The sequence below is a fragment of the Leptospiraceae bacterium genome (assembly GCA_016708435.1).
Lineage (GTDB): Bacteria > Spirochaetota > Leptospiria > Leptospirales > Leptospiraceae > UBA2033.
Window position 1 is genome coordinate 145,338 of sequence record JADJFV010000002.1, and the last position, 23,714, is coordinate 169,051.

18 protein-coding genes are annotated in these 23,714 nt (G+C 36.8%); 11 read left to right on the plus strand and 7 right to left on the minus strand.

Going from position 1 to position 23,714, the window contains the following annotated elements; all coding sequences use genetic code 11:
* Nucleotides 1-82: 82 nt before the first annotated feature.
* The 4 genes from tnpB to IPH52_06105 form a co-directional block, all read right to left on the minus strand.
* Complete coding sequence (gene tnpB, locus IPH52_06090) at nt 83-421, minus strand: IS66 family insertion sequence element accessory protein TnpB (protein MBK7054613.1); 339 nt, start codon at nt 419-421, stop codon at nt 83-85.
* Nucleotides 418-669 carry a hypothetical protein gene (locus IPH52_06095; protein ID MBK7054614.1) on the minus strand — a complete coding sequence of 84 codons (252 nt, stop codon included), beginning with the start codon at nt 667-669 and terminating at the stop codon, nt 418-420. The genes tnpB and IPH52_06095 overlap by 4 nt, the downstream gene beginning before the upstream one ends.
* A gap of 139 nt (nt 670-808) precedes the next feature.
* Nucleotides 809-1,429 carry a class I SAM-dependent methyltransferase gene (locus tag IPH52_06100; GenBank protein ID MBK7054615.1) on the minus strand — a complete coding sequence of 207 codons (621 nt, stop codon included), beginning with the start codon at nt 1,427-1,429 and terminating at the stop codon, nt 809-811.
* Entirely contained in the window at nt 1,426-2,742 is a 1,317-nt protein-coding gene (locus IPH52_06105) for a hypothetical protein (GenBank protein ID MBK7054616.1), read from the minus strand. The genes IPH52_06100 and IPH52_06105 overlap by 4 nt, the downstream gene beginning before the upstream one ends.
* 71 nt (nt 2,743-2,813) lie before the next feature.
* Between IPH52_06105 and IPH52_06110 the strand changes: the two genes are divergently transcribed.
* From IPH52_06110 to IPH52_06120, 3 genes are all read left to right on the plus strand, one after another.
* Nucleotides 2,814-4,835 (plus strand): protein meaA, encoded by a 2,022-nt coding sequence (locus IPH52_06110; protein MBK7054617.1) that lies wholly within the window; start codon nt 2,814-2,816, stop codon nt 4,833-4,835.
* Between the two features lie 200 nt (nt 4,836-5,035).
* Complete coding sequence (locus tag IPH52_06115) at nt 5,036-7,015, plus strand: sensor histidine kinase (GenBank protein ID MBK7054618.1); 1,980 nt, start codon at nt 5,036-5,038, stop codon at nt 7,013-7,015.
* The gene (locus IPH52_06120; protein MBK7054619.1) at nt 7,002-7,619 is read left to right on the plus strand and encodes a response regulator transcription factor; all 618 of its coding nucleotides are present in this window, start codon (nt 7,002-7,004) and stop codon (nt 7,617-7,619) included. The genes IPH52_06115 and IPH52_06120 overlap by 14 nt, the downstream gene beginning before the upstream one ends.
* Nucleotides 7,620-7,730: 111 nt before the next feature.
* On the opposite strand, the gene IPH52_06125 is transcribed toward IPH52_06120, so the two are convergent.
* Entirely contained in the window at nt 7,731-11,885 is a 4,155-nt protein-coding gene (locus IPH52_06125) for a putative Ig domain-containing protein (GenBank protein MBK7054620.1), read from the minus strand.
* 305 nt (nt 11,886-12,190) lie between these two features.
* Here IPH52_06125 and IPH52_06130 point away from each other — a divergent pair, with 305 nt between their 5' ends.
* From IPH52_06130 to IPH52_06165, 8 genes are all read left to right on the plus strand, one after another.
* The gene (locus tag IPH52_06130; protein MBK7054621.1) at nt 12,191-14,260 is read left to right on the plus strand and encodes a hypothetical protein; all 2,070 of its coding nucleotides are present in this window, start codon (nt 12,191-12,193) and stop codon (nt 14,258-14,260) included.
* A gap of 266 nt (nt 14,261-14,526) precedes the next feature.
* Nucleotides 14,527-14,997, plus strand: a complete 471-nt coding sequence (locus IPH52_06135; protein MBK7054622.1) for a hypothetical protein — start codon at nt 14,527-14,529, stop codon at nt 14,995-14,997.
* The gene (locus tag IPH52_06140) at nt 14,927-16,432 is read left to right on the plus strand and encodes a HEAT repeat domain-containing protein (GenBank protein ID MBK7054623.1); all 1,506 of its coding nucleotides are present in this window, start codon (nt 14,927-14,929) and stop codon (nt 16,430-16,432) included. The genes IPH52_06135 and IPH52_06140 overlap by 71 nt, the downstream gene beginning before the upstream one ends.
* A gap of 133 nt (nt 16,433-16,565) precedes the next feature.
* Nucleotides 16,566-17,045: a DUF2147 domain-containing protein gene (locus IPH52_06145; protein MBK7054624.1), complete on the plus strand. Its 480-nt coding sequence runs from the start codon at nt 16,566-16,568 to the stop codon at nt 17,043-17,045.
* 178 nt (nt 17,046-17,223) lie between these two features.
* Complete coding sequence (locus IPH52_06150) at nt 17,224-17,574, plus strand: glyoxalase (protein ID MBK7054625.1); 351 nt, start codon at nt 17,224-17,226, stop codon at nt 17,572-17,574.
* Nucleotides 17,575-17,799: 225 nt separating this feature from the next.
* Nucleotides 17,800-18,000, plus strand: coding sequence for a cold-shock protein (locus tag IPH52_06155; protein ID MBK7054626.1), 201 nt, complete (start codon nt 17,800-17,802; stop codon nt 17,998-18,000).
* A 111-nt stretch (nt 18,001-18,111) separates the two neighbouring features.
* Nucleotides 18,112-19,854, plus strand: coding sequence for a M61 family metallopeptidase (locus IPH52_06160; protein MBK7054627.1), 1,743 nt, complete (start codon nt 18,112-18,114; stop codon nt 19,852-19,854).
* 13 nt (nt 19,855-19,867) lie between these two features.
* On the plus strand, nt 19,868-20,824 hold the full coding sequence (locus IPH52_06165) for a magnesium transporter CorA family protein (protein MBK7054628.1): 957 nt from the start codon (nt 19,868-19,870) through the stop codon (nt 20,822-20,824).
* Between the two features lie 10 nt (nt 20,825-20,834).
* Here IPH52_06165 and IPH52_06170 read toward each other — a convergent pair whose 3' ends face one another.
* Nucleotides 20,835-21,539: an SDR family oxidoreductase gene (locus IPH52_06170; protein MBK7054629.1), complete on the minus strand. Its 705-nt coding sequence runs from the start codon at nt 21,537-21,539 to the stop codon at nt 20,835-20,837.
* A gap of 19 nt (nt 21,540-21,558) precedes the next feature.
* Nucleotides 21,559-23,574 carry an adenylate/guanylate cyclase domain-containing protein gene (locus IPH52_06175; GenBank protein MBK7054630.1) on the minus strand — a complete coding sequence of 672 codons (2,016 nt, stop codon included), beginning with the start codon at nt 23,572-23,574 and terminating at the stop codon, nt 21,559-21,561.
* Between the last annotated feature and the right edge of the window lie 140 nt (nt 23,575-23,714).

Consider the following 23,714-nt stretch of genomic DNA (forward strand, 5'->3'; position numbering starts at 1 on the left):
TCAATATCAGCGGGAAGGTTTTCAGGCAGATTCACAATTTTTAATTTGCATTCTGCCTGAATTTGTACAGCATTTTTTATTTTTACTTAGAAAAATTTATCGCTTTGTGTTTTTTCCTTGTGTCAATACCGGAAAGTAACCAGATTAACTCTTTCTTCGTAATATTTATATTTTTATTAGGGTTAAATGGAAAGTTGCCTTTCTCAAGTCGCTTCATCCACATACAAAAACCATTTCCATCCCAGTAGATTATTTTGATTAGTCTCTGTGAGCGTCCACAGAAAACGAATAGACTCTTCTCGAATGGATCAAGATTCATTCCGTTTTGCACAAGACCAATTAGCCCATTCCAGGATTTTCTCATATCTATATACTGAGGATAAAGAAAGATTTTAAATTGAAAGGGATTTGTTAATATCATAATCGTATCCTCAAACTGATTTCGAATTTCCAATTCTCTAAAATCCGTAATTCAAAATAGTTTCCAATTTCCCCTTCCTCTTCTTGTATTTGAATTGGATTCCAGTCCATACTTCTTTCACTTGTCCTCTGTTGCCAATTCATAAAGGTTTGGTAACGTATTCCATTCTGTCTGCAATACTCAGCCTTGCTTAGCCCGCTAATTGCACAATCAGCCATGTGTTCATCTTTTGTTTTTTTATTTTCCATCCTTACACTTTAGCATATTCTAATACTTTTGGAAGGTGGGGTTAATTTAGCGGATACAAATAACGCAAGCAAAAGGAGAGCAGAAACAGACTATCGATGCAACTCGGTGTTCATCGGTGGTAATCTTTAAAAACATCCCCTACTCGCGATATAGCTCAGCAGGGAAATAAGAATGCTCTTGCACGAGTTTACTTTCTAGAACGTTAAACGAAACACGGGTAAAATATTTATTTAGAATTTTTGTATAAAAGCTTTTAGGGCGAGAGAATGCATATTTGTCAACAAAGTTCATTTCTCTTTCCATTCGCAGATAATCATTCTTAGTCGGAACACTGAAATAGCTAAACCTTGCAATAGAAGCAAGTTTTTTTAGACTTGCCTCTACGTCTTTTATGTATTGAAAAACAGAATTGGCAATGACTAAGTCTACTGGATATTTTTGTAGATAATCGATATTAAACTCTTCAAAAAAAGAATGAACAATCGCAACATTGTATTTTCCAATCCATGCTTTTTTTTTCAAAGCATCTACCATAAGCTCGGATGTATCGACTGCAATGATAAGCTCCGGATGAAGTCTTTTGGCAACTTCTTCTAGAAGCTTGCCTTTTCCAAATCCAATATCTGCAATTTTACGAATTGGAAATTCGGAAAGAGAAAAAATGCTTTTTATATATTCAGCGTGCTTGCTTGCATTAAAAGTTCCATCAATATAACGACCGGCATAAATCTCCGACCAATATTGTTTTTCAAAACTCATAATCCAAACAATACACTGAAGGCGCGATTCATTCGGGTATGAGGTGTAATCGAAGGAATCTTAGCGAGAGTCTCAAATAGTTTTGTCTTCGTCTCTGTGTTTGATTTTTCTAGCATAATATAATCAATCAGTTCTTTACCGATTAAGAGTGTGTCTTTGTCGAGTGGATAAAACAAAGGCTTTAAAGATTTCATGCTCTTCTCTAGAATCTGCTTATCACTCACTACCATTCCTCTCGCAATCAAGAAATCATCCCGCTTCATTTTAGAAACTTCTGCGGTTAATACTGTTTCTCCAGTATAAAAATACATATAATCACTAATAAGCGGATAACCATAAATAGCCTGATTTGGCAGAATTCTGCCTCTTGCTTTTAGAGAAACAAGTTCGTTTTTCTGTTTTTCTAGATAATCTATGTCATCGTTCTTGGCGTTATACATAAAGTAACCAGAGACGACAATAAGCAAAAATACAATCGCTGTTGTTCCTAACGTATTGAGTTCTTTTTCCTTTCTCAGTAAATACTCTGAAATCTTAAGAACTACAAAGATAGGGAAGAATCGATACAGTGTATTCCAAAGTCCATTCATAATGTATTGAAAAGAGTCTACGCCGAAGAATTTAAACAAAATCGAAATCACAATGAATACAAATAGAGTAATCAAATAAATCAAAAGCAATTGCCCTGCTACGTTTCTCTTTTTGTAGAACACAGTTGGTTTTGCTTTTTGCTTATTCATAAACACAGTCGAGTTTAAAATTACAAAAAGTGTATAACCCAAAAGAAACATCATCAAATTGGAAACGAATGCCAGAAATGTAAGAGTAATTAATTTGAAAAGATCTCCTACATTTTCCATTTTAAAATCAACTTGTAAAAGTAAAATTACCACAAGGCAAAGCATTTCTTCCAAGTATTCAAATGGAAGATAAATGGAAAATGGCGCAAACGCAACCAAATAGATAATAAAATAATGATTTAATCCCCACTCATTTTTTCGATAGTTGAGCATTACCAAGTGTAAAAATAAACTTAACAGCAAAGAAATGAACGTCTGATAGGCGTTCATGTAACTGAGAGTCGAAATCTTCTTCCATGTATAGATAAGAAATGGCAAGAAAGGCTCAGAATGTGTTCTTAAATGCCCTGACTCCGAAAGTGATTTTAAATTTGCCAGTCGAAGAAATGAGTCTTGATTTTTTGGCTCACCTTTAAAAGAATAAAATAAGAATAGAGAAATCGAAAGGATGACAAGGGATAAAAGAAATCCCATGTAATTGATCGGAGGTTCGTTTTCTTTATAAAGTAACATATTTTTTCTAAGACTATGTAAAAATATGGCTGATTTTATAATATCAAATTTTGCTGTGAATGAAGGAAACTATGGAAAATAAAAAACCCCACCACATCTACGATGAAAGCGGAAATCCAAGCAAGGACAAACCTTGGATTTTTAGAACTTATGCCGGACATACAAATGCCCGTTCTTCGAATGAACTCTACCGAAAGAATTTATCAAAGGGACAAACTGGACTTTCAATTGCATTTGACTTGCCTACCCAATGTGGATATAGTTCTGATCACGAGATAGCGAAACCAGAAATCGGAAAAGTAGGCGTTCCAATTAATTCCCTCGACGATTTCAAAATTCTTTTCGACCAAATCCCACTCGGAGAAATGAACACCTCCATGACAATCAATGGAACCTCTATGTGGTTGTTATCTTTATATGTCGCCCTCGCCGATGAACTCGGAGTTCCTCAATCTAAACTAGAAGGCACAACGCAAAACGACATCATAAAAGAATACCTTGCCCGCGGAACGTATATTTATCCACCGGAACATTCCATTCGTATCATTGTGGATATGTATGAGTATTCGCTCCGAAATGTTCCCAAGTGGAATGCTTCCAATATCTGCTCTTATCATTTACAAGAAGCAGGAGCGACTCCAGTGCAAGAATTGGCATTTGCGTTAGTAACTGCAATGGCAATCTTAGACGCGGTCAAAGAAAGAAATTGTTTTAATGAAGAAGAATTCGAAAGATGCGTTGGGCGAATTTCTTTTTTTGTAAACGCAGGTATTCGTTTTGTAGAAGAAATGTGTAAGATGCGTGCCTTCTCTGAAATGTGGGAAGAAATCACACGCGATCGTTACAAAGTAAAAAATCCAAAGTATAGAATTTTCCGTTATGGAGTTCAGGTTAATTCTTTAGGGCTAACAGAAGAACAACCCGAAAACAATGCATGGCGTATTCTAATCGAAACGTTAGGCGTAACTCTTTCTAAAAATTCTCGTTGTCGCGCATTACAACTTCCTGCTTGGAATGAAGCTCTCTCCCTACCACGCCCCTGGGATCAACAATGGTCTCTTCGATTACAACAAGTTCTCGCTTACGAAACAGACCTTCTCGAATACCCTGACCTTTTTGATGGCTCAAAAGTAATTGAAAGCAAAGTAAATTCTCTCAAAGAAGAAGCTTATACAGAGATTAATAAAATCTTAGATATGGGTGGAGCAATCAAAGCAATCGAAAATGGATACATGAAATCACAACTTGTGAAATCACAATCCGAGCGCATGGCAAAGATTAATTCCGGCGAACTAACCATTGTAGGAAAAAACAAATGGACGGACGGAATTAAATCTCCTCTTATGACAGACAGCGATGGCGGTATATTCAAAGTAGACCCTGCTTCGGCTCAGTTGACTTTAAATGCATTGTCCGAAACAAAAGCAAAGCGTGACCCGGAAAGAGCCAAACGAGCATTAGACGCTCTAACAGAAGCAGCAAAAGGCAAAGCAAATATGATGGAAGCTTCCATTGAATGCGCGAAAGCAAGAATTACAACGGGAGAATGGGCGGATACACTAAGAGGCGTATTTGGAGTTTACCAACCAGCAACCGGCGTAGAAGGTCAAAAACTAAAAATCGAAAGTGATTTAGTAAATTCTATTCGTTCTAAAGTTGACAAGTTTATGGAAGTAACCGGACATCGTCCAAGAATCGTTGTGGGAAAACCAGGACTCGACGGTCACTCTAATGGTGCCGAAATGATTGCGATAGCCGCAAGACATGCAGGTTTTGATGTGATTTATTCAGGGATTCGTCTTACTCCACAAGAAATTGTGCAAAGCGCTGTAGAAGAAAACGCTGATGTGATTGGTATCTCAATTCTATCCGGTTCACACAAAGAAATTGCAGAGCAGATTAAGGATGAGTTAACTCATTATAAGGCAGTAGATCATATTCCTGTAATCTTCGGAGGAATCATCCCTGAGTCTGACTTTGAAACTCTTAGAAAAATTGGAGTAAAAGAAATTTTTACTCCAAAGGACTTTGACCTAATGAAGATCATGGACAAGATCATCGACTTAATCGCAAAACAAAAAAAAGCAGCGTAGATTGTTACACTGTCACCTCGAACATACGAAGGTGAAGGGCGCGACTAAGCGCGGGGTGGAACATCGTGAGAGGTCTATTTTACAAACAAAGTATAAGATAAGCCTAATACTATTTTTGCCAGATAGATTTCTCACGCATCGCACAAACTGATGTGCTCGATTCGAAATGACAGTTTTGCTCACGTGCGTCATTTAATCGCATGGTAATCTTTAAAACCCTAATCCTTTCAATTCTATTCCTGTTTGCCTGTAACCGCACGGAGAATAGGATTACAGAAAGTCAGTATTACTTCCAGGATACAAAGGAGATTCTTTCCCTTCACGGCAACTGGAGAGTAACCACAAATCCAGACTACAATCCAATTACAAATGAACCAAAGGATGAATTCAAGCTCGGTTACATTCCGCGGATGTGGTTTAATTCTGGAATCAAAGACAAATACATAGTATCCTACACAACAGAAATCAATTTTTCAGAAGATACCCAAAAACATAAATTGGGGGTCTTAGTTTTTAATGCCATAAATTCAAATGAAACTTATATCAATGGGAAACTCATTGGCAAGAAAGGAATCATTGACAAAGACAAATTAAAAATTGTAAACAATGCAAGCCCATCTCTCTATCCTATCCCGGATAACGTCCTAGTAAATGGAAAAAATCAAATTACAATTCGTGTTGCGGACAGTGCTGCCAGTGGAGGATTTTTAGAAGCACCTAGAATCTGTGAAATGAGTGTATGTGAAAAATCGTATAATCGTTTTCTTTTGATTACCGGAGGAAGTGGATTTTTCATTCTATTCATTGGCATCTATCATTTATTTTTATTTCTTGGGAATCGAAACGATAGAGCAATTCTTTATTTTGGAATCGGGACTATTTTTCATGCGTTGACGTTCTTAGGTTTTGAAAGAATGCTATATTTTTTCTCTGAAGTCTTTCTTGTTCATTTCTATACTATGAATTTGAGTTATTGTTTTTCTTGCCTACTCTCGGTCGTCTTCATCCATTCCTTCTTAGAAAAAAAAATCAATCGGGTCTCAAAATTCTTACTTATTTTTTTTGGGCTTAGCACCATCTCTTCTTTATTCGCAGGAATTTCCATAGACTATAGAAGCATTCACTCACGGTATGTTCTACTTCTAAATGTAATGTTCCTTGTTCCTTTGCTATCCATTCAGGTCATTTATCTCACCTACAAAGCATACAAAGAAAAAAAAGTTGGGTCTAATCTAATTCTTCTTGGGTTTGTGATTTTTATTATTACGAATTTATTCATTCCTTTACACATACTCCATATCATACCTACTAAGGCATTTACTCTCGAAGGAAGTCTAATACTGATTACCTGCGTAACTCTGGCTCTGTCTCGTAAAACAAAACAGACCAGCGAAAAATTATTAGACCTAGAAAAAAAATATCGCTCTGACTTAGAAAAAGAGGTAAAGGACAAAACAAAAACCTTGGAGTTATACAACCAAGAATTGCATAAGACAAACCAAATGAAAGATAAATTATTCTCTATCATAGCGCATGACCTTCGTAATCCGCTATTTGCATTAGAAGAAGTGATTTACCTTTTTCAAGATGAGCATTTAACGATAGAAGCTCTTCGAAAGAATATGATAGCATTAAATGAAAACTTAGAAAACAACAAATTTCTTTTGGAAAATCTATTACAATGGTCTTATATCCAACTTGGATACTCTCCGATTCGATTAGAGTTAGTCGATCTGGAAAAAATATCCAAAGAAACAATTCTACTCTATAAAGGGGTAGCTGATAAAAAGAAGATTTCGATCCAAATCACCAATAAAAACAATCAATTTCGTAAGGCAGATGAAGGGGTAATACGACTTATCCTTAGAAATTTAATTTCCAATGCGATTAAGTTCACTCCAAAGAAAGGGAAAATCGAAATTTCTTATGGAAAAGAAAAATCGCTTTCTTTTATTACGGTAAAAGATAATGGTATTGGAATACCCCAAAGTAGACTGGAAGAATTCTTTACTCAATCCCAAGTAGAAAAAAATACTCGTGGCACCGAGGGCGAAGGAGGGAGTGGAATTGGACTCACCCTTTGTAGAGACTTTGCCGAAAGAATGAATGGAAAAATAACAGTGAAAAGCAAAGAAAAAAAAGGAAGTAGTTTTACGTTAACCTGGGATGAAAGTGAATAAAAAGAAAGTAGTCGTCGCAGACGATCATGATATTTTCAATATGGGACTTCGAGTAGGAATAGAAAAAGATCCCTCCTTTCAAGTTGTCCAAGAAGCTAAGACCGGCGAAGGAGTATTAGCCTACGTCGCCGAAAAAGAATGCGATTTGTTGATTTGTGATTATATGATGCCAGATATCGACGGAGTAACAGTGCTGATTCAAGCAAAAAAACTAAGACCTAACTTAAAGACAATCCTCATTAGTTCTCTCGAAAAATTTGAACTACAAAGACTTTGCGAAAAAAACAAAATAGACGCTTATCTTTTTAAATCAGAAGCGAGAAGTAAAATTGTAGAAATCGCCAACTTAATCTTCGAAGATCAAAAATTTAGACCGATTCAAAATTCAGGGAATAATGGGAATAATCCGTTTCTCAAACTTACATCGAAAGAATTGGACATCCTTCGCTTTTGGATACGCGGTAAAAGTATGGATGCGACAGGTATTCAAATGAAAATCAATAAAAAAACAGTTGAAACACACCGCACCAATATAAAGAAAAAGTTTCCCGGCTTACCCAAAGAGGAAATTTTTAGTTTAATGAAAGAGTATGGAATAGTTTAAAACAGAAACCCCACCGAAAGCCGCAAGCCTTCGGTGGAGATAAGATTATTTCCAGATCATCACATTTCAATTATCAAAAACCTTGTGTCACTTCAATTTCGTAAATTCTCATTACCAAGCTTTACTTCCTGTCGTGAGCACTTGAATGCCTGGGGTTTGAGAAATTGCACCTGTCGCGTTGGTGAAAGTCTGGAAGCCTGTGACGTTTCCAGTAACATGCTTGTAATCGGGTCCGTTTGCCGTTGCTTCACCGGTCAGAGCTGGATTTCCAAAATGAGCAATGTAATCTGTTGCACTAGTTGCCTGCACTACAGGAAACTTAATTGCAAAGTAGTGTCTGTCCATATTGGAAGAGGCCGTTCCAGAATACAGAGAGGTAAAATTCGTTAGTGTGGAACTAAACTCCCTTTTTAACTGATATGTAAATGCTCCACTAGCAGATGGCACCATTGAAAGAGCAATCGGATAATGATTTTGTGGATACGTCTGAATGGTGCTGTCCACTGTTCCACCACGGTAACTGAATGTCAGATTTGCTGCTAGGCTGCTCGACCAACTATTGCTTATAGCTCCTGTGTATCCAACCGTAGATACACCACCAAATGCCTTCATGCAGTTGTATTCGGCAAGAGTGATTTTCACCAAATCCCCCACAGCCGCTGAACCAAAGGAAGTAGTCGAAGTGGTGATGCAACTATTATAGGGGCTAGCAAGGGTTGTGCAGGTAACATTTACGTTTACCACATTGGTATTGGCAATTCCGGAGCCGTTCGATATAGAGCACGAGATTCCGCCAGGAGTTGACTGAACGGTGACAGAATAGGAAGCGCCAGAGGAGATCGTGTTACTGAATGTATATGCACCGTCTGCTGTAATAGTCTTGCTGTCTCCGGCATTGTTCTGCAAAATCAGAGTGCCGCCTGAAAATCCACTCACAGTGCCACCAATAGTAAAACTGGGTGGAATATCTGTAACTGTGAATCGAAGAGTTGACTGAACGGTCGATGCAAAGTTACTTAGCTTTACAATTACTTCACTGGAGGTAATCTCAGAAGGAGTTCCTGAAATTATACCAGTGTCCGAATCAATTAGCAACCCTTTGGGAAGACCTACAGCACTGAACTTGAAAGGCTGGCTTCCCGAAACAGTTGGTGAAAGAGTAAATGGTTGTCCTTTAGCTAGACTAAAAGAGGTTCCTGCAAAACTCAATGTAGGGGCTGTGGCAGTCAGATTCGCAGAAAATGCCAGAGTGAATGTAAAGGAAGCTGTCCCCGTTTTGTTAAAAGTAGTTACCTTGTAGCTGACTGCAGATGACTCGGAGGTAGGATAGCCGCTGATGACTCCCGTTTCTGTGTCAAACCCAATACCTAGAGGCAGCGGTTTGTCAATTTTATATTGTGCGCCAATTCCAGGCTTAGTGGAAGGAGCAATGCTGAATTTCTTCCCCATTGGAACAGAATAGCTTGTCAAAGAATACTGCAGAGATGGAGCTGGAATAACCACTGGAAATTTAGAAGAAAGCGTAATTTTTTGAGTAAGTTTGGTAAATCCATCCGTGGCGGTGACTTCTATTTCTGTTGGTGGGAAAAAAGATCCAGCAGTACCAACGATTTGTCCTGTTTTAGGATTAAGCGATAGCCCGTATGGAAGACTAGTGACGCGGTTAAGATGAGGCTTCCATTGACCAATGGTTTGGGGACTAGGATTAAAAACGGGATTTGTGATTCGGAAAGAACCGTTACCTGTTTTTATCGAAGGAATTATGCTAGAATCAGCAGATTGAAAAAGAGTAATCGTGTAGGCTGAAGCAGGATAACTGAATCCTGAAAGTGCTGTATAAGGGGTCATTAAAAACGTCTGAATACTCATCATCTGGAACCCGTTACCAGTCTTACCAGGGATTACTGCTCTAGAACACGTTACTTTAGAGCTTTTAGATATATCAGGAACATTGAACATGGCTTTGATATAATTTTTGTTATCAGTGGACTTGATCAAAGTCTGATTAAGGACAACTTTACCATCCATGCTGCAAGAAATTCCATATCTTTCAACACTAATCGGTGCTGCAAAATCTATGGTTACTTCCGTTCCTTTAGTGCCAGTTTCCGGCACCATCCTTTTTATGTAATTTAAGGCTGGGAGTGTGTATCTGCTCCCCCAAATATTTAGGGCAGTGCTTGCCTGAACATTTACATCCATGGCTATAGTTTCTAAATTTTGATCTATTTTATCCTCTAGACTTGTAAAGTCTATATAAAAGTAAGCAGGGTCCCCGTCATAATTGGTAGGTTTCAGATCCTTTAATCCATAGCCCGAAACTGCTTTAATATTCTGAGACACTTTCCCATAACTTACCAAGAAGGGATATTCTTTGACATAGTTTGGATAAGGATAGGCTGTTTGGTCACAGTGTGCCCTATGAAGAGATCTTAGAATAGTGTCTGCATCTCTCCTCAAAAAAAAGAAAGTTTCGCTTTTTGCTCTATCTGATGCTGCCTTTGGATAATTAAAACATTTGATATCTTGCTCATACTTGTCCACGTTGTAATCGAAATACTGGAATCCTTGTCCTAGGATGTTTAATTCTATCTTGCCTGGATCTACTGTCCATCTAGCAATACTGATTTTAGCAGTGTTTGCATTTTTGATAGCCGCTTTCAAGTCCTTTACAGAATTGTTAGAAATTCCAAAATAAGAAATCAAATTTTTTAGAACTGTGTCCCCATCTTTTGTTTTAGCAGTATTGGAATTTACAAAAAGCTTAAATATTGAGTCCTTGGAAACTGCGATGTTTGCTGGTGGTGGTGACATGATTATTTCAATTTTGTAAGGAATGGTAAACGCACTGTGTTTATCAATCATGATTACATCTGCTGTGTATTTGTTACTACCGTTTCTCTGAGCAAAGTCCACTAGAGAGCTACCTTTCTTGTAAACAGACCCGTTTACTTGTATTTCTTTTGGACCGCCAGTGGTCTCTATGCCTAATTGGACTTTCTGAAAAGTTGTTCCATAGGGAACGTTAAGTGCAATGCTTCCAGTTGTCGTGGTGTATGTGCCGGTGACATCATCAAAAAAACCACTTGCATTAAGTTCAATAAAAGAGCTTGTCTTGGGAATTCCAATCACTTCTACTTTTGTTATTTGAGGAAAATTATAAAGATTAAGAATCCCTCTCGTGCTCTTCTGAGTCGATCTTTCTCCTGGAGCAAGGTCTTCCTTCGCCGCTTTGACTGTGTAATTTTCTGAGCAGCCATTGGTTCCTGTGACCGTAAAATTTACAGAACTTGTAAAGTCATTTGCAGTCTGACCAGAGGTTTGTGTGGTTGCGCCAACCTTTACCGCATTTCCATATGCAGAAAAACTTGTCTTTAGAGAGGCTAGATTTGTAGAAGAAGGAAGTGTTGCTTCATACCAAACTGATGTTGCATCTGATTTTTTATCTAGACCGACAAGAGGATAATCAGTAAAATAAATTCCGGCAAGATTACAAGAATATTGATTTAGTTCAACTGAAACTGTATAGGTCTTTTCTGTTCCGTCTTTGGCAACTACAGTGTAGGTAAGAGAGCCAGAAGAAAAATCGTTTACTGTCACACCAGAAATCTGTTCTGTGCTTCCTATTTTTACACTGCCACCGTCATGGGTAAAAATGGCTCGCAGTTTTGTCAAATCCTGAAAAGGAACACTAACCTGAATTAGCCCGTCTTGCACATTTCCTAAAACTGCTTTCGCTGCTAGATCAGTGTCGCTTGCGAGTGAAAAGGAAAAAAAGGAATTCGTAAATGTTTCATCACCGGTTCTAGGAGTTATCGCGACGGTTCCTGCGTATTCTCCTTCTGAGTCAGTTATTTCAATGAGTTGCGGAGTGCTACCCGTAGCCAATTGAAAATCCTCGCCCCCAGCTTTCTCAGATGTCGCCAAACCATCATTAACCTCAGCAAACTCTGAGCCAGAAGTATCAGAGCCTGTTGCACCAATACTTCTACTGAGAGTGGAACTTGTAACAGAAGAAGAGGAAGTTGTAGAATTTAGGGATGACGTATTTTTTATAGAAGTAGAGCCTACTGTCATTGGCTTTCCATCTGGACCAATTAAACTTAAATTTAGACTTATGCTTTGAGTAACATTTTGAGTAGACGATTGTTGGTTTAAAAAGAAAAGTGCAGGGAGAATTTTCATTTTATCGTTCATGTTTTTTTTCGAAACATCAGAGCAGAACGCAAGTGCATAGATGGTAACCAATATAAATATTTTTTTCATAATTTATTTCCTCTGATCAATTTAATTCACTTCGAAGTAATTGAATCCGTATTCATCTACGAAAAATTATTTTTAAATTTGCAAGAGAAATTTATGAATATACAAAAAAAAATATTTTTCTAAGGGATAACCATTAGATGGTTAACAAGCATTATCCTCATTCGTTGCAAAGCGAAATACAAAAAAGAATATCGTTTCGCAAATCTAAGGGAAATCCATTAGATTTTAAAAAATTGTTATCGTTAAAATATTTTAGTTTGACAGTTTAAATATTTTTTCCGTCTGATGAATCATCGAGGACTTGTATGTTACAAACTAAAAAACTAAATACCCTACTCTCCATCTTAATTCTTACGACACTGATTTCGTATTGTAATGAAACTTCTAAATCGAAAGGTGACACAAAAAAGATATTAGCCGCTTTGGCTATTGTAAAAGATCCAGTTCCGTTTGATCCCGATCAAGCAGCTATTGATGCAATCGACGCTGACATAGTAAATCCAGGTCCGCTGAATATGAACGTGAAACAAGTAAACCTAACGTCCTCTACAACAGCTTCTCTTGGAAAAAATTTTAGTTTTTCTGCTTCCATCGAAAGTGATTACAATGCAAAAAATGTTTTGATACGCTTTATTTTTGTAAACAAAGCGCAAATAGATGCAGGAACTACAACAGGTCTAAAACAATTCGAAGTCCTCGATCGAATTGATTCTGTAAAAAAAGGCACAAACTCCTATAATTTTAATATTGCAATTCCAGATGCAGGAACAGAACACAGTGGCGCATATACAATTTTTACTATATTAGATTCTGAAAATAAAAGAAATAATTCTTTCGCAAAATCAGGAATACTTTCGGGTGTAAAAAAAGAAAACAACACAACGGTTACGATTGATTCGTCTACAACTGGAACACGAGATTTATTACTCAGTAAGATTACTCTCCGTAAACCGCTACTTGTCATAAAAAATGCTCAAACATTTACCAAAACTCGGTTTGTCGTAAGTGGAGAAGCATTTTCGATGGGAAAAGATGCGGCTAATGTAGACATAGAATTTTTCTTTGCAGATACTTCCGGCAACAAACTTACCTCTCTAGGAAATCTCCTCGTCTACAACTCTGTGGTAAATACAACTTCCACTACATTTAGAATTGCATCTCTTACGGCTAACGTCAAGAAAAACTTCGATGTATCCCTAATCCCTGGCTCAGATTCACTACTCACAAGCATCAACTCTTACATACAGGCAAATAACGTTAATTCCCTACGAGTCTACGCTCATATTAACCCAACAGGATCTGTTTCGGAAACAAATGCTCCTGGTGGGGCTACTTCCAATATTGCGACAGTATCTGCTGCTATCGTAGTAGACACTGCAACTAAAAGTTTAGACACAAAAGCAGCCCTCAACTCTTCTCTAAATACATCTCCACTGAAAGAATATTCAGTCAAATTCTATTCAGGAATTATTGGAGACAAATCCTTATTTGCCGTTGACCTAGATTTTAATGCTTATGGGAAAATGCTAAAAAATACAACTATCATCGGACATGGAGATGCCAAAAGCAAAATTTACCTCTTCGCACTCATCGAAAGAACTCTATTTGAAGCTTACGCACATGCAGAGCTAATTCCAATTCGAATGAAAGATTCCTATGTAGATGCGGAGGTGAAGGTGCTTAACACAAGAGGTGATCTGAACGTAGTTTTCAAAAAATATGAAACAGGGGCAAAGACCTACTACTGGTATACAACAAAATACAAAGACAAAGAAGTCACAAAGACCATCTATCCTTTCGGTGTTCCTGTTAAGTTGACTGGAAAATTGGCAGGCATACTACTCTCTAAAAACAAAAACCAATTATCCGAATGTAATATTTATAATTGCAAACCAGAAGAGTTCGAAGAAGGATTTTCCGAAACAAATTACAAAGATTATAGTGTAACCCAAATTCATATTCGAAATAATTTTGAAATCAATGTAGATCCTAGAATTCTCATCCGCGGATTTGCCCAAGCAAAACCAGATACTGGAATTACAATTGGATTAGAAGGACAACTAAATGTATTAGATATTTTCCCTGTCGCAAAAGCTACCGCTACTGTGCGAATGGTAAACAACGCTTACCAAGTCGAAATTGAATTCAAAGAAACGTTAGATGTATTCTACGAATCCCTTTACGGCAAATTGGAAATATTCCTAGAAATTCCCTATCCAAGTGTTAGCTTCTGGGATGCTTCCATAGAATATTACAGAAAGTATTGGGGAATCGTAAGCTGGGACTCTGCCTTCAGCGACACCGAGCGGCTAATGGAAGAAACCCAATTCCTTCGTATTCATCTCTACACAGGTCAAGTGGATTTTGTTTATTAGGAATTTTACCACCGATTGGCACCGATAAAAGATACGATATTGGGATTACCCCTGTCACCTCGAACTTACGAAGGTGAAGGGCGCGACTAAGCGCAGGGCGGAAAAATCGTGAGAGGTCTATTTTGCTTAGAACAATAGTTTTAAGCAAAATAGATTTCTCACACCACCTTATTTGCTTAGTCGCAAATCCAACCGCCATGCGATGTTCGAAATGACCGTATAATCCATTTGCTTGACAAAATCATACCTCGGTGGTATTCTTTTAAATGCTTTTCTACCTTAGTCAGGGAGTAAAAATGAAATCTATGTTAAATATAAAAGTCTTATCAAAGCATCCTTACCTATCGGTGTCCATCGGTGGTATTCTTTTGATTAGCCTTTCTTTGTGGCTATTCTATTTTAGCCACACAAAAGCAAGTCTTCATTGGAAAGAAGGTAACAAGAAGATGTATCAAATATCCACTTTGTCTTTTCAAGATGCATCTTCAACTCAGTTTGGGTTATTTAACTCCACTTTCACACAGCGAGTGGAAGGGACTCTCAACTTCAGAGTTATGGATCATTCGAACGGAAAAGTAAAGTTAGCCTTTCAGTTTTCGCCCTTACAAATTTATTTGGACGATAAGCGAATGCCTGTCTTGGAAAAAATGGAACTCCCAATTATTCTTGGCAGAGTGGAATACGGATGGTTCAGTTATCGAATGGATTTTTCCCTCTACCATAGCACAAAAAGATGAAATCGGCATCTTGCAAAACCTACTCTACTTTCAAGTCATCCTATTAGGCGATAAGCAAAAATGGATTTCAGAAGAATCAGATAGCCTAGGAAATTTTATAGCAAAGTATAATTCTAAATCAGACCGTATCCTAAAAGCAAAAGTTAAATATACCAAGATAGACAGCAAAGACAATGGATCAAATGTAAATCCTGACGAAAATTTTCAATCCAATATCAGTGCTTCTTATTCTGAATTAATTCCTGATAAAGAAGGAAGCTGGCTAACATCGGCTAGCCTCCGCGAAAAAACAGAGATGACCGGCAGCAGCTTTCACATTAACTTATCGCGAGAGGGGACGCTTATGCAAATTCCATTTATCCCTGATAGTGATTTAGATATATGGAAAGATAATTTTAATTACGAAGAAATCAAATTTCAAATGACTAAAGACCCCAAAAAATCCCTATCCATATGGGAAGAAGCAGAACAAAGAAGACTAGAACAAGAATACAAAGGAGAAAACTTTCAGACTATTTACACAAAACTTTTCAAAAATCCAAATCAATTTACAGACCTTGCCAACATGGAAAAAATGAAAGAATTTCTAAAGCACTTTCCGGAAGAAGCCTTAAAAGTTCCTGACCTACTCCTGAAAGGGAAAATTTCAGGAAATCATATTATCGAAATCATACATCTATTAGCAACAACTGGTCACAAGCAATCACAGAGTGCACTCGTGAGTATCCTCAGTAACAAAGTTCAAAGTGCACATTCCCGTATGCAAGCACTCGCTGGATTTCAAGAAGTGACAAATCCTGTCGAAGATTCAGCAATCGCACTTTGGAAAGTCTATGAATCAAGAAAAACAGAACAAGATAGAGATTATTCCAACACTGCCGTGCTCGCTCTAGGAACTGTTGCTCTACACACAAAGCAACAAGAGATTGCGGGTAAGGACTCTTTGCCTGCAAAAATAAAAACAAGAATTATTTCTGAGCTTTCTCAAAGTGGTAAAGACCCAAATAGATTAGCAGTGCTCTTAGATGCTTCTGGAAATACGGGAGACAGTTCCTTATTTCCCAAAATAAAAGATTACGTAAAATCAGAAGATAAAATTGCTCGCTCTTCTCTTTATAGCGCACTGGGAAATTTTAAAGATAAAGACTCACTCGACTTTTTAAAAAGCAATGTTTCAAAAGAGGAATCTCCAGAGGGGCGAATCAAGATTATGCAAAGTCTAATCCATAGACAAGGAGATAAGGAAGTCACAAAGACAGTTCAAGATTCTATTCAAACCGAGTCCGATATAAACGCTAGGCAGTATATGCTCCAATACTTAATACAGAACAAAAAAGATGTAAATGAATACAAAAAGACTTTGGAAAAACTTCTTGAAACAGAAACAAACGAATCCAACCGCGAATTGATTTATACAGGAATTCATTCTAACTAAAATTTCCATTTCAAGACTGACTTGCCTTTCTTTCCTTTAATTTAAAAGTTTTTTTAAAAATTTAGCTTGCCAATTTTTTAAAATCAATATGATAAGCCAAGTTTACAAAAAACGAAAATTCAAGGAGATTAGAATGAATAAAAAGTTATTAATAGTTGCTGCATTTGTAGCAATTATCTTTGCGGGAAGCCTTTCTGCAAATGATAAAATTTTGGGTAAATGGGCAACTGAAGGCGGAAAGTCTCACGTAGAACTTAAAAAATGCGGCGATGCAGTTTGTGGAACTATTGTATGGCTAAAAAGTCCTACTTACGGAGCAAACGATGATGCAGTAAAAGATGGAAAAGCAGCAGCAGGTGCGACAAAAGTTGACACAGAAAACCCAGACGCTTCTAAGAGAACACAACCAATCGTCGGCTTAACTTTCCTAAAAGGTTTCAAATACGATGCAGGCGATGATGAATGGACAAACGGCGAAATCTACGATCCAGAATCTGGCAAACTCTACGTTGGTGAATTAAAAATGAATGGCGACAACAGCTTAAAGCTTAACGGTCATTTAAAAATCAGCCGATTCTTAGGCAAAAAACAAACTTGGACTCGTGTTCAATAAATTCAGTTTAACAAGTTAGTGTAAAAACTTTCGGCAACATGACCGGTAGCTTACACTAACCTATCGAGAAATTTTTAAAATAGACTTTCTAGTTTACTATTTCTCGATAGATAATCACTTCAATCCTTTGCTCGGTATAATTGCCATTAGCCGAAACCCACTCCCTCGGAGACAAAATTTGATTCATCATATTGCCATTGCAACCCCCCAATTAACACTTATGTCCGAATTCTATAAGACTCTGCCAGGACTTAATTGGAAAGAAGACAAGTTCACTGAAACGGGAGATTTACGCTCCGTATGGTTCGAAGTAGAAGGAACAAGCAACCTCTTAATGCTCGAAAAATTTCCCTACTCCAAGGCGCCTGAGGCACTGATTTTTCAAATGAATTCCTCAATTCAAAATTATCCGGTGCAAATTAGTAAGCGAACTGAGTATACAATCTATTTTTTAGACCCTGATATGAATCAATTGGGATATAGTTCTTACCCAATTAAAATGAGCGTCTACCTAAAATTGGGTAGATAGGATTTATTTCCTGAAATGGTGTTTAATAATTTTTTTATTTACAAAAAATATTCTATGTATTAAATGAGTACAGGATTTAGGGTCATCAATAGCAATAAGTAATTTTAAGTTTTGTAGAAAAGTATTTTAGTAACAATTCTCCTCCAAGAAGTTTTACTGTAACTCTCTCACCTTATTTTTGAGCTTAGGCTAACGAACACACAATCCAGATAAGGAGATACAGCAGTGGCACAAGGTACAGTAAAATGGTTTAACAAAGTAAAAGGATATGGTTTCATATCTATCGATGGTGGAGAGGATATTTTTGTTCATTATTCAGAAATTCTGACTGATGGATTTAAACAGTTAAAAGATGGAGAGAGAGTTGAGTTTGAAATCGTCAACGGAAAGAAAGGTCCGGCAGCAGCACAAGTCAAAGCGATTTAATTTCTTAAAGTATTTCTGGATTACAGCATTGTAGTCCAGAAATACTTTTTCTCTTCATAGCTAAACTTTTTTACATCACATTTTTAAAAAGCAAAGTCATAGGATCAAAGTTTGGCTTCCAAAAAAAAATCCCCAACTAAAACAAATAAAAGTCTTCTTCATTATAAGGTAATTATTTCAGAGCCTCACCTTAATTACTTCCATGTAGACATTATAATTAAGTTAAAGCAAGATAGCGTCAAATTTCATTTACCCACATGGTCACCTGGCTCTTATTTAATCAGAGACTATGCAGGGCATCTACATAATTTTTCTGCAACTACTCTAACAGATGAGCCTATCAAATGGAGACAAACAGGATTATCCACATGGGAAGTATTTTCAGACAGCAAGCCTTTTATTCTGAGATACAAAGTATATTCCTTTGAGCCATCCGTGCGAACGAATTTCTTAGACACCGAATACGGCTTCATCAATCCCCCTTCTCTCTTTCTCTATCCGGAAGGACATCTAGAAAGTAAAGTGGAGGTTTCTTACGAAACAAATTCTCATTTTAAATATGCCTACTCCTCTTTAGAGAGAAAAGAAAATTTTTTCCTATCGGCTAACTTCGATGAGTTATATGATTCACCGATTCAATTTTCGAATCGTGAATCTTCTAGCTTTGAAAGTGGAGATTGTCAACACGAAGTATTACTCGAAGGAGATATTCCAAAACAAATTCGAAGCAATATACTTTCTGATCTAAAAAAAATTACTGACTACGAAACAAAGCTATTTGGAACTAATCCAAACAAATACTATCTATTCATCATTAACCTCACCGATTCTAACTATGGCGGTTTAGAACATGCATCTTCAAGTGTAAATGCATTTGATGCGGCTAAGCTACATGAAAAGAGCGAATACTCACGGTTACTCGGACTTCTTGCACACGAATACTTTCATCTTTGGAACGTTAAGCGCATTAGACCTATTGAGCTATTGCCTTTTAATTATCAAGAGCCCAATCTAACAAAAGAACTTTGGATAGCAGAAGGAATTACGAGTTTTTATGATAATTATATTTTACATCAATGTAATTTTTTTTCCAATGAAGAGTATCTTGCCGAGTTATTAATCGACATCAATCGACTAGAAGATTCAGCCGGTGAAGAAAATATGAGTCTAGAAGATTCTTCCTTTACTGCTTGGACAAAATTTTACAAGCAGCAATCCAATTCACATAACACAGGCATTTCTTATTACATAAAAGGTGCAGTGTTAGTTTTGTGTATGAACATTTACATTCTTAAAAACACAGATTGTAAATTTTCTTTTATAGATATAATGAAATCCCTTTACCAAAAATACTATGTAAAAAAGAACAGAGGTTTTACTAAAGAGGAATTTTTTACCACAGCAGAAGAACTAACAGGTCTAAATCTACTAGAAAGATTTGAAAAATATATCTCGGATACTGTGCGTATTCCAGTGTTTGATTTCTTGGAGGAAATCGGCATCAAAAAGGAAGAAGTTAGTTCAAAAATCAGTTTTGGATTTGAAACGAAAGAGCGAGATGGAAAAATTTTAATCACAAAAATCTACCAGCATAAAAATGCGGGGAAAACAGATATTAACCTACAAGATGAATTAATTGCTGTAAATGGACTACGCGCAAGTCGAGACATTTTAGATTCTCTTAAGTCTTCCCTCGAAAGCGGAGAAGAAGTCGTTCTACTTTTATCGAGGAAAAATAAAATTATCCAACGCACCTTAAAATGTGAAACCTCCAAGACATACAAGCTTGTAATCGACAATGTTCCATCGGATAAAATACTCAAACTAAGAAAAGCATTCTTAGGGAACAAATAAACAAGCGAAATTAATTATGTTCTTAAGTAACTGGATGTTAACCTCAAAAGAAAAAAAAGAAATCAAAGATACAAACACCCCGCTTGCCATACCGCGGTATAAAACTTGGATTCATCTTACACCTAAAAACGAAGAAGAGCTTACAAGACTCTTAGAAAAATTCGAAATTCACTCTTTGACAATAGAAGACATTATGAATTTTCATAGCCGCGTAAAGCTAGAAGAATTTCCCAATTACACATTTGTTGTATTTCGTGGACTTCATTTGGAAAACAATCGAATCACTGCAAAGAATTTTAACTTCATTGTTACAAGGAACAGCCTAATCACGATTGTCCTCGACCATAGAAATACAATTCGTGATCTTATAGTAGATTGGAGTAAAAACAAAAATCTACTCGATAAAGGAATCGAATTTATCATCCACAAAATCATTGACGTAGAAACAGATCATATAATACCTATCGTCTATCGCATCGAAGACCAAGCCGAAGAATTAGAATCACAAGTATTTGGAAGCAATACAGAACTCGATATAAATTCTATTTTCATGATGCGCGGCAATTTACAACAAATCAAAAAAGTAATCAATCTTCATATAGAAATCCTAAAAGAAATGGAAACCCGTAAAACAGACTTCATTACTATGGAGTCTGACGCATTTTTCAGAGACGTGAGAGATCATTCAATTCGCATTTTAGAAATTGCAGACTCAGTCAAAGAAATGATTGCATCTGCTCTCGAAGTCCATCTTACTATTTCAACTCGCAAATCAAACAACATCATGAAAATTCTCACCATCATGACAGCTATCATGCTTCCAATGTCGCTTATCGCAGGATTATACGGTATGAACTTTAAGCATATGCCGCTTATTGAAGCAGATACTGGTTTTTATATTACGATAGGTGCAATGCTTACGACAGGAACACTGATGGCTCTTTACTTTAAACTTAAAAACTGGTTCTAGTCATTTTAGGTCAAATAGCTGTTATCCCACCGTCGATTACAAAGTTTGCTCCATTAATATAACCTGAATCTTTTGAAATTAGAAAATCAACAACGCGAGCAATTTCCTCTGGAGCAGCAGTTCTCTTCGAAGGTGTTTTATCTAAAATAAGCTGTCTATGGTTTGTTACTTGTGAGTCTTGAACACCCATTGGAGTTTCTACAAAACCCGGGCTAATCGCATTTGCGGTAATTCCATATTCACCCCACTCATCAGCAAGAGATTTTACAAATCCTATCAGTGCATGTTTAGATGCAGAATACGCAACTGAATTTTTTGCCCCTACTACACTTTGCGAAGATGCGATTACTATGATTCTACCGTAGAGCCTTTTCCTAAATTCAGGCAAAATTTCTTTAGAGAGTAAGTATGCCGCCTTGATATTGATAGCAAAAATTTTATCCCAGAGATCTTCCGAAACTTTTGTAATATCCACAAATGGTCCGCCAAATCCGGCACAATGCACAAAACCGGTTAGGGTTTCCTTCTGAACGGAATATAGCGCAGAATTTATAGTATCCGCAGAAGTTAAATCTACTCGAATAAATGTTTCTCCATCTAAGTTCTTCTCAGGCGGCTTCATATCTAAATTATAAACTTTATAACTCTTAAGTAAATTCGAAACGATCGACCGCCCTATTCCGCCGGATCCACCAGTAATTAAAATTGAATTCATGAATACTCTCCGTTAACCCCTACTTATTTTTATCACGAGAAATAATATCCTGACATCGCTTAATATGTAAAGCTGGAACAGGATCATCTATGCTTAACTCTTGAGCTTTCAAAAAATTATCAAGCGCATTTGAATAGTTTTCAAGTTGGTATTGAATCATACCAGAAATTAAATAAGAACTTGATTTTTCTTTTTGCTTAATCTGCTCTTCGCTGTCCATAGCAAAGCATTCATAGATATTGATTGGCATAGATTTACCTCTCACTTGGACTGAGTCTATTTCACGCAAATGAAATGGTTCGACTGATTTCATGTTCGCTACCGAAAATTCCGATACAATAATTGGCAAAAAATACTGCTTAGTCAAAGACTCAAGTCTTGATGCAAGATTGACAGTATCACCAATGACCGTTGTATCCATCCGATTGCTATCGCCTACCGTTCCCATCATGAGAGAACCAGTATTAATCCCAATCCCAATTTGAATGGGACGATAACCATTATTGTGTCTATGAGAATTATACTTCCGAACTTCAAGCTGAATTTCAATCGCCGCAGAAATGGCGTCTTCCGGAGACTCAGGGAATATTGCCATCACAGCATCGCCAATAAACTTATCTATAAAACCATTATGCTTGCGAATAATAGGATTTATGCGCTTAAGGTAAGAATTGATAAAATTAAAATTCTCCATCGGACTCATACTTTCCGACAGTTCAGTAAAGGAACGAATATCCGAAAAGAAAACAGTCATTTGCTTTTGGATCTGGTCTCCTAATTCCACATCTTTGATATCTTTTTTCTGAAGAAATTTTAAAAACTCTCGGGGAATGAATCGTCCATATGCTTTATTTGTTCTAGATAAATCATTCGTCAATTTTTCCACCGCACCGAATGCATTCGAGAACCGAATTGCCAAAACCAATCCCTGCGATAATACAAATAAAAAAAGCGCATACGCAGACATGTAAAAGGTTTGTATAATTCCGGATGAATAAAGAGAATCATTGATAGCGGCTAATATGAAATAGACAATAAATCCCACCAATAAAATTTTAGCCCCTGCTCTTTTCTTTTTGATAGCTTTATAGAAAATATAAAATACATAAATTCCAAGTGGAATTAAATAGACTTGATGCGGGACAGCTAGAATAGAATAAATTCTAGCCTCTGTAAAAAACACGATTAAAACAAGGATAACGCTAATTACCCAAAGTATCTTGAGCATTATTCTATGAAATTCTTTTCGAAAAATGCTTTGCAAGAAAGTTCCAAACAATGCAGGCGCGATGAATGTAATTATATAGGAAATTTTCAAATCCCATTCCCACGGAAAATCAGGAATTAGCTGAATTAAAAATCGCTCTCCTTCTAAAATAGATTTAAGGGAATACATAAGAGAGTATATTGCAAAATAAAGTGCAGATGGATCTTTCCGTCTTAGAAGATAGATTGCAGTGTAATAAAGCCCGATAATGAAAAGACTTCCAAATACAAATAAATCAAGCGCAATACTTCGCTCTCTCGCTAGCTTAATATCCTGAGATAACCCAAATTCAATTGGAGTGCGTATTCCTCCAAAGCGATTATGAAAATTTGATACATTCATTATTATAGTAATGAAATCTTCTGAAGTAAAAAATTCAAATGTCCTTGGTAAATACTTTGGTGTCATCGTCTCTTTACTATTTCCGAACTTTCCTGTCTTTATCAGCAAACGGTCATTTACCCAAAAATTGTAGGCGGTGTTTTGAATCGATAGGCGAAATGCTTTAACGGACTCAGATTTTGGAAGCTTAACTTGGAGACGATACGTTGCATAACCGTCAGAACCAACTTGTTTACCATTAGCCACATAATTATTCCATCTATGGGGAACGTTAATAAAATCCGGAGCTAAGTTAGGCTGGGTAAAATCTTTTGGCTCTAAATATTTCTCCCAATAAAATTCCCAATCTCCATTTAGTGCAATCACTCCATCCTTTTCAAAATCCCAATTGGATAAATCCAGAATACCCTTCTCTGCTTTGGGCATGTTTGGTTTTTCCTTTTGCGAACAAGCAAAGAAAAATATAAAAATTAGAATGAAGAATATCCGATTTAACAATGAAAGCCCTCAATGAAAAGGATTCACATCCTCTAGGATACAGTCAACCATAATTGGCATATGTATAA

What these genes read in the sequence shown, in the direction of transcription:
- tnpB (MBK7054613.1), bottom strand. Translation starts at nt 421, where the DNA reads ATGATATTAACAAATCCCTTTCAATTTAAAATCTTTCTTTATCCTCAG.
- IPH52_06095 (MBK7054614.1), bottom strand. Translation starts at nt 669, where the DNA reads ATGGAAAATAAAAAAACAAAAGATGAACACATGGCTGATTGTGCAATT.
- IPH52_06100 (MBK7054615.1), bottom strand. Translation starts at nt 1,429, where the DNA reads ATGAGTTTTGAAAAACAATATTGGTCGGAGATTTATGCCGGTCGTTAT.
- IPH52_06105 (MBK7054616.1), bottom strand. Translation starts at nt 2,742, where the DNA reads ATGTTACTTTATAAAGAAAACGAACCTCCGATCAATTACATGGGATTT.
- IPH52_06110 (MBK7054617.1), top strand. Translation starts at nt 2,814, where the DNA reads ATGGAAAATAAAAAACCCCACCACATCTACGATGAAAGCGGAAATCCA.
- IPH52_06115 (MBK7054618.1), top strand. Translation starts at nt 5,036, where the DNA reads ATGGTAATCTTTAAAACCCTAATCCTTTCAATTCTATTCCTGTTTGCC.
- IPH52_06120 (MBK7054619.1), top strand. Translation starts at nt 7,002, where the DNA reads ATGAAAGTGAATAAAAAGAAAGTAGTCGTCGCAGACGATCATGATATT.
- IPH52_06125 (MBK7054620.1), bottom strand. Translation starts at nt 11,885, where the DNA reads ATGAAAAAAATATTTATATTGGTTACCATCTATGCACTTGCGTTCTGC.
- IPH52_06130 (MBK7054621.1), top strand. Translation starts at nt 12,191, where the DNA reads ATGTTACAAACTAAAAAACTAAATACCCTACTCTCCATCTTAATTCTT.
- IPH52_06135 (MBK7054622.1), top strand. Translation starts at nt 14,527, where the DNA reads ATGCTTTTCTACCTTAGTCAGGGAGTAAAAATGAAATCTATGTTAAAT.
- IPH52_06145 (MBK7054624.1), top strand. Translation starts at nt 16,566, where the DNA reads ATGAATAAAAAGTTATTAATAGTTGCTGCATTTGTAGCAATTATCTTT.
- IPH52_06170 (MBK7054629.1), bottom strand. Translation starts at nt 21,539, where the DNA reads ATGAATTCAATTTTAATTACTGGTGGATCCGGCGGAATAGGGCGGTCG.
- IPH52_06175 (MBK7054630.1), bottom strand. Translation starts at nt 23,574, where the DNA reads ATGCCCAAAGCAGAGAAGGGTATTCTGGATTTATCCAATTGGGATTTT.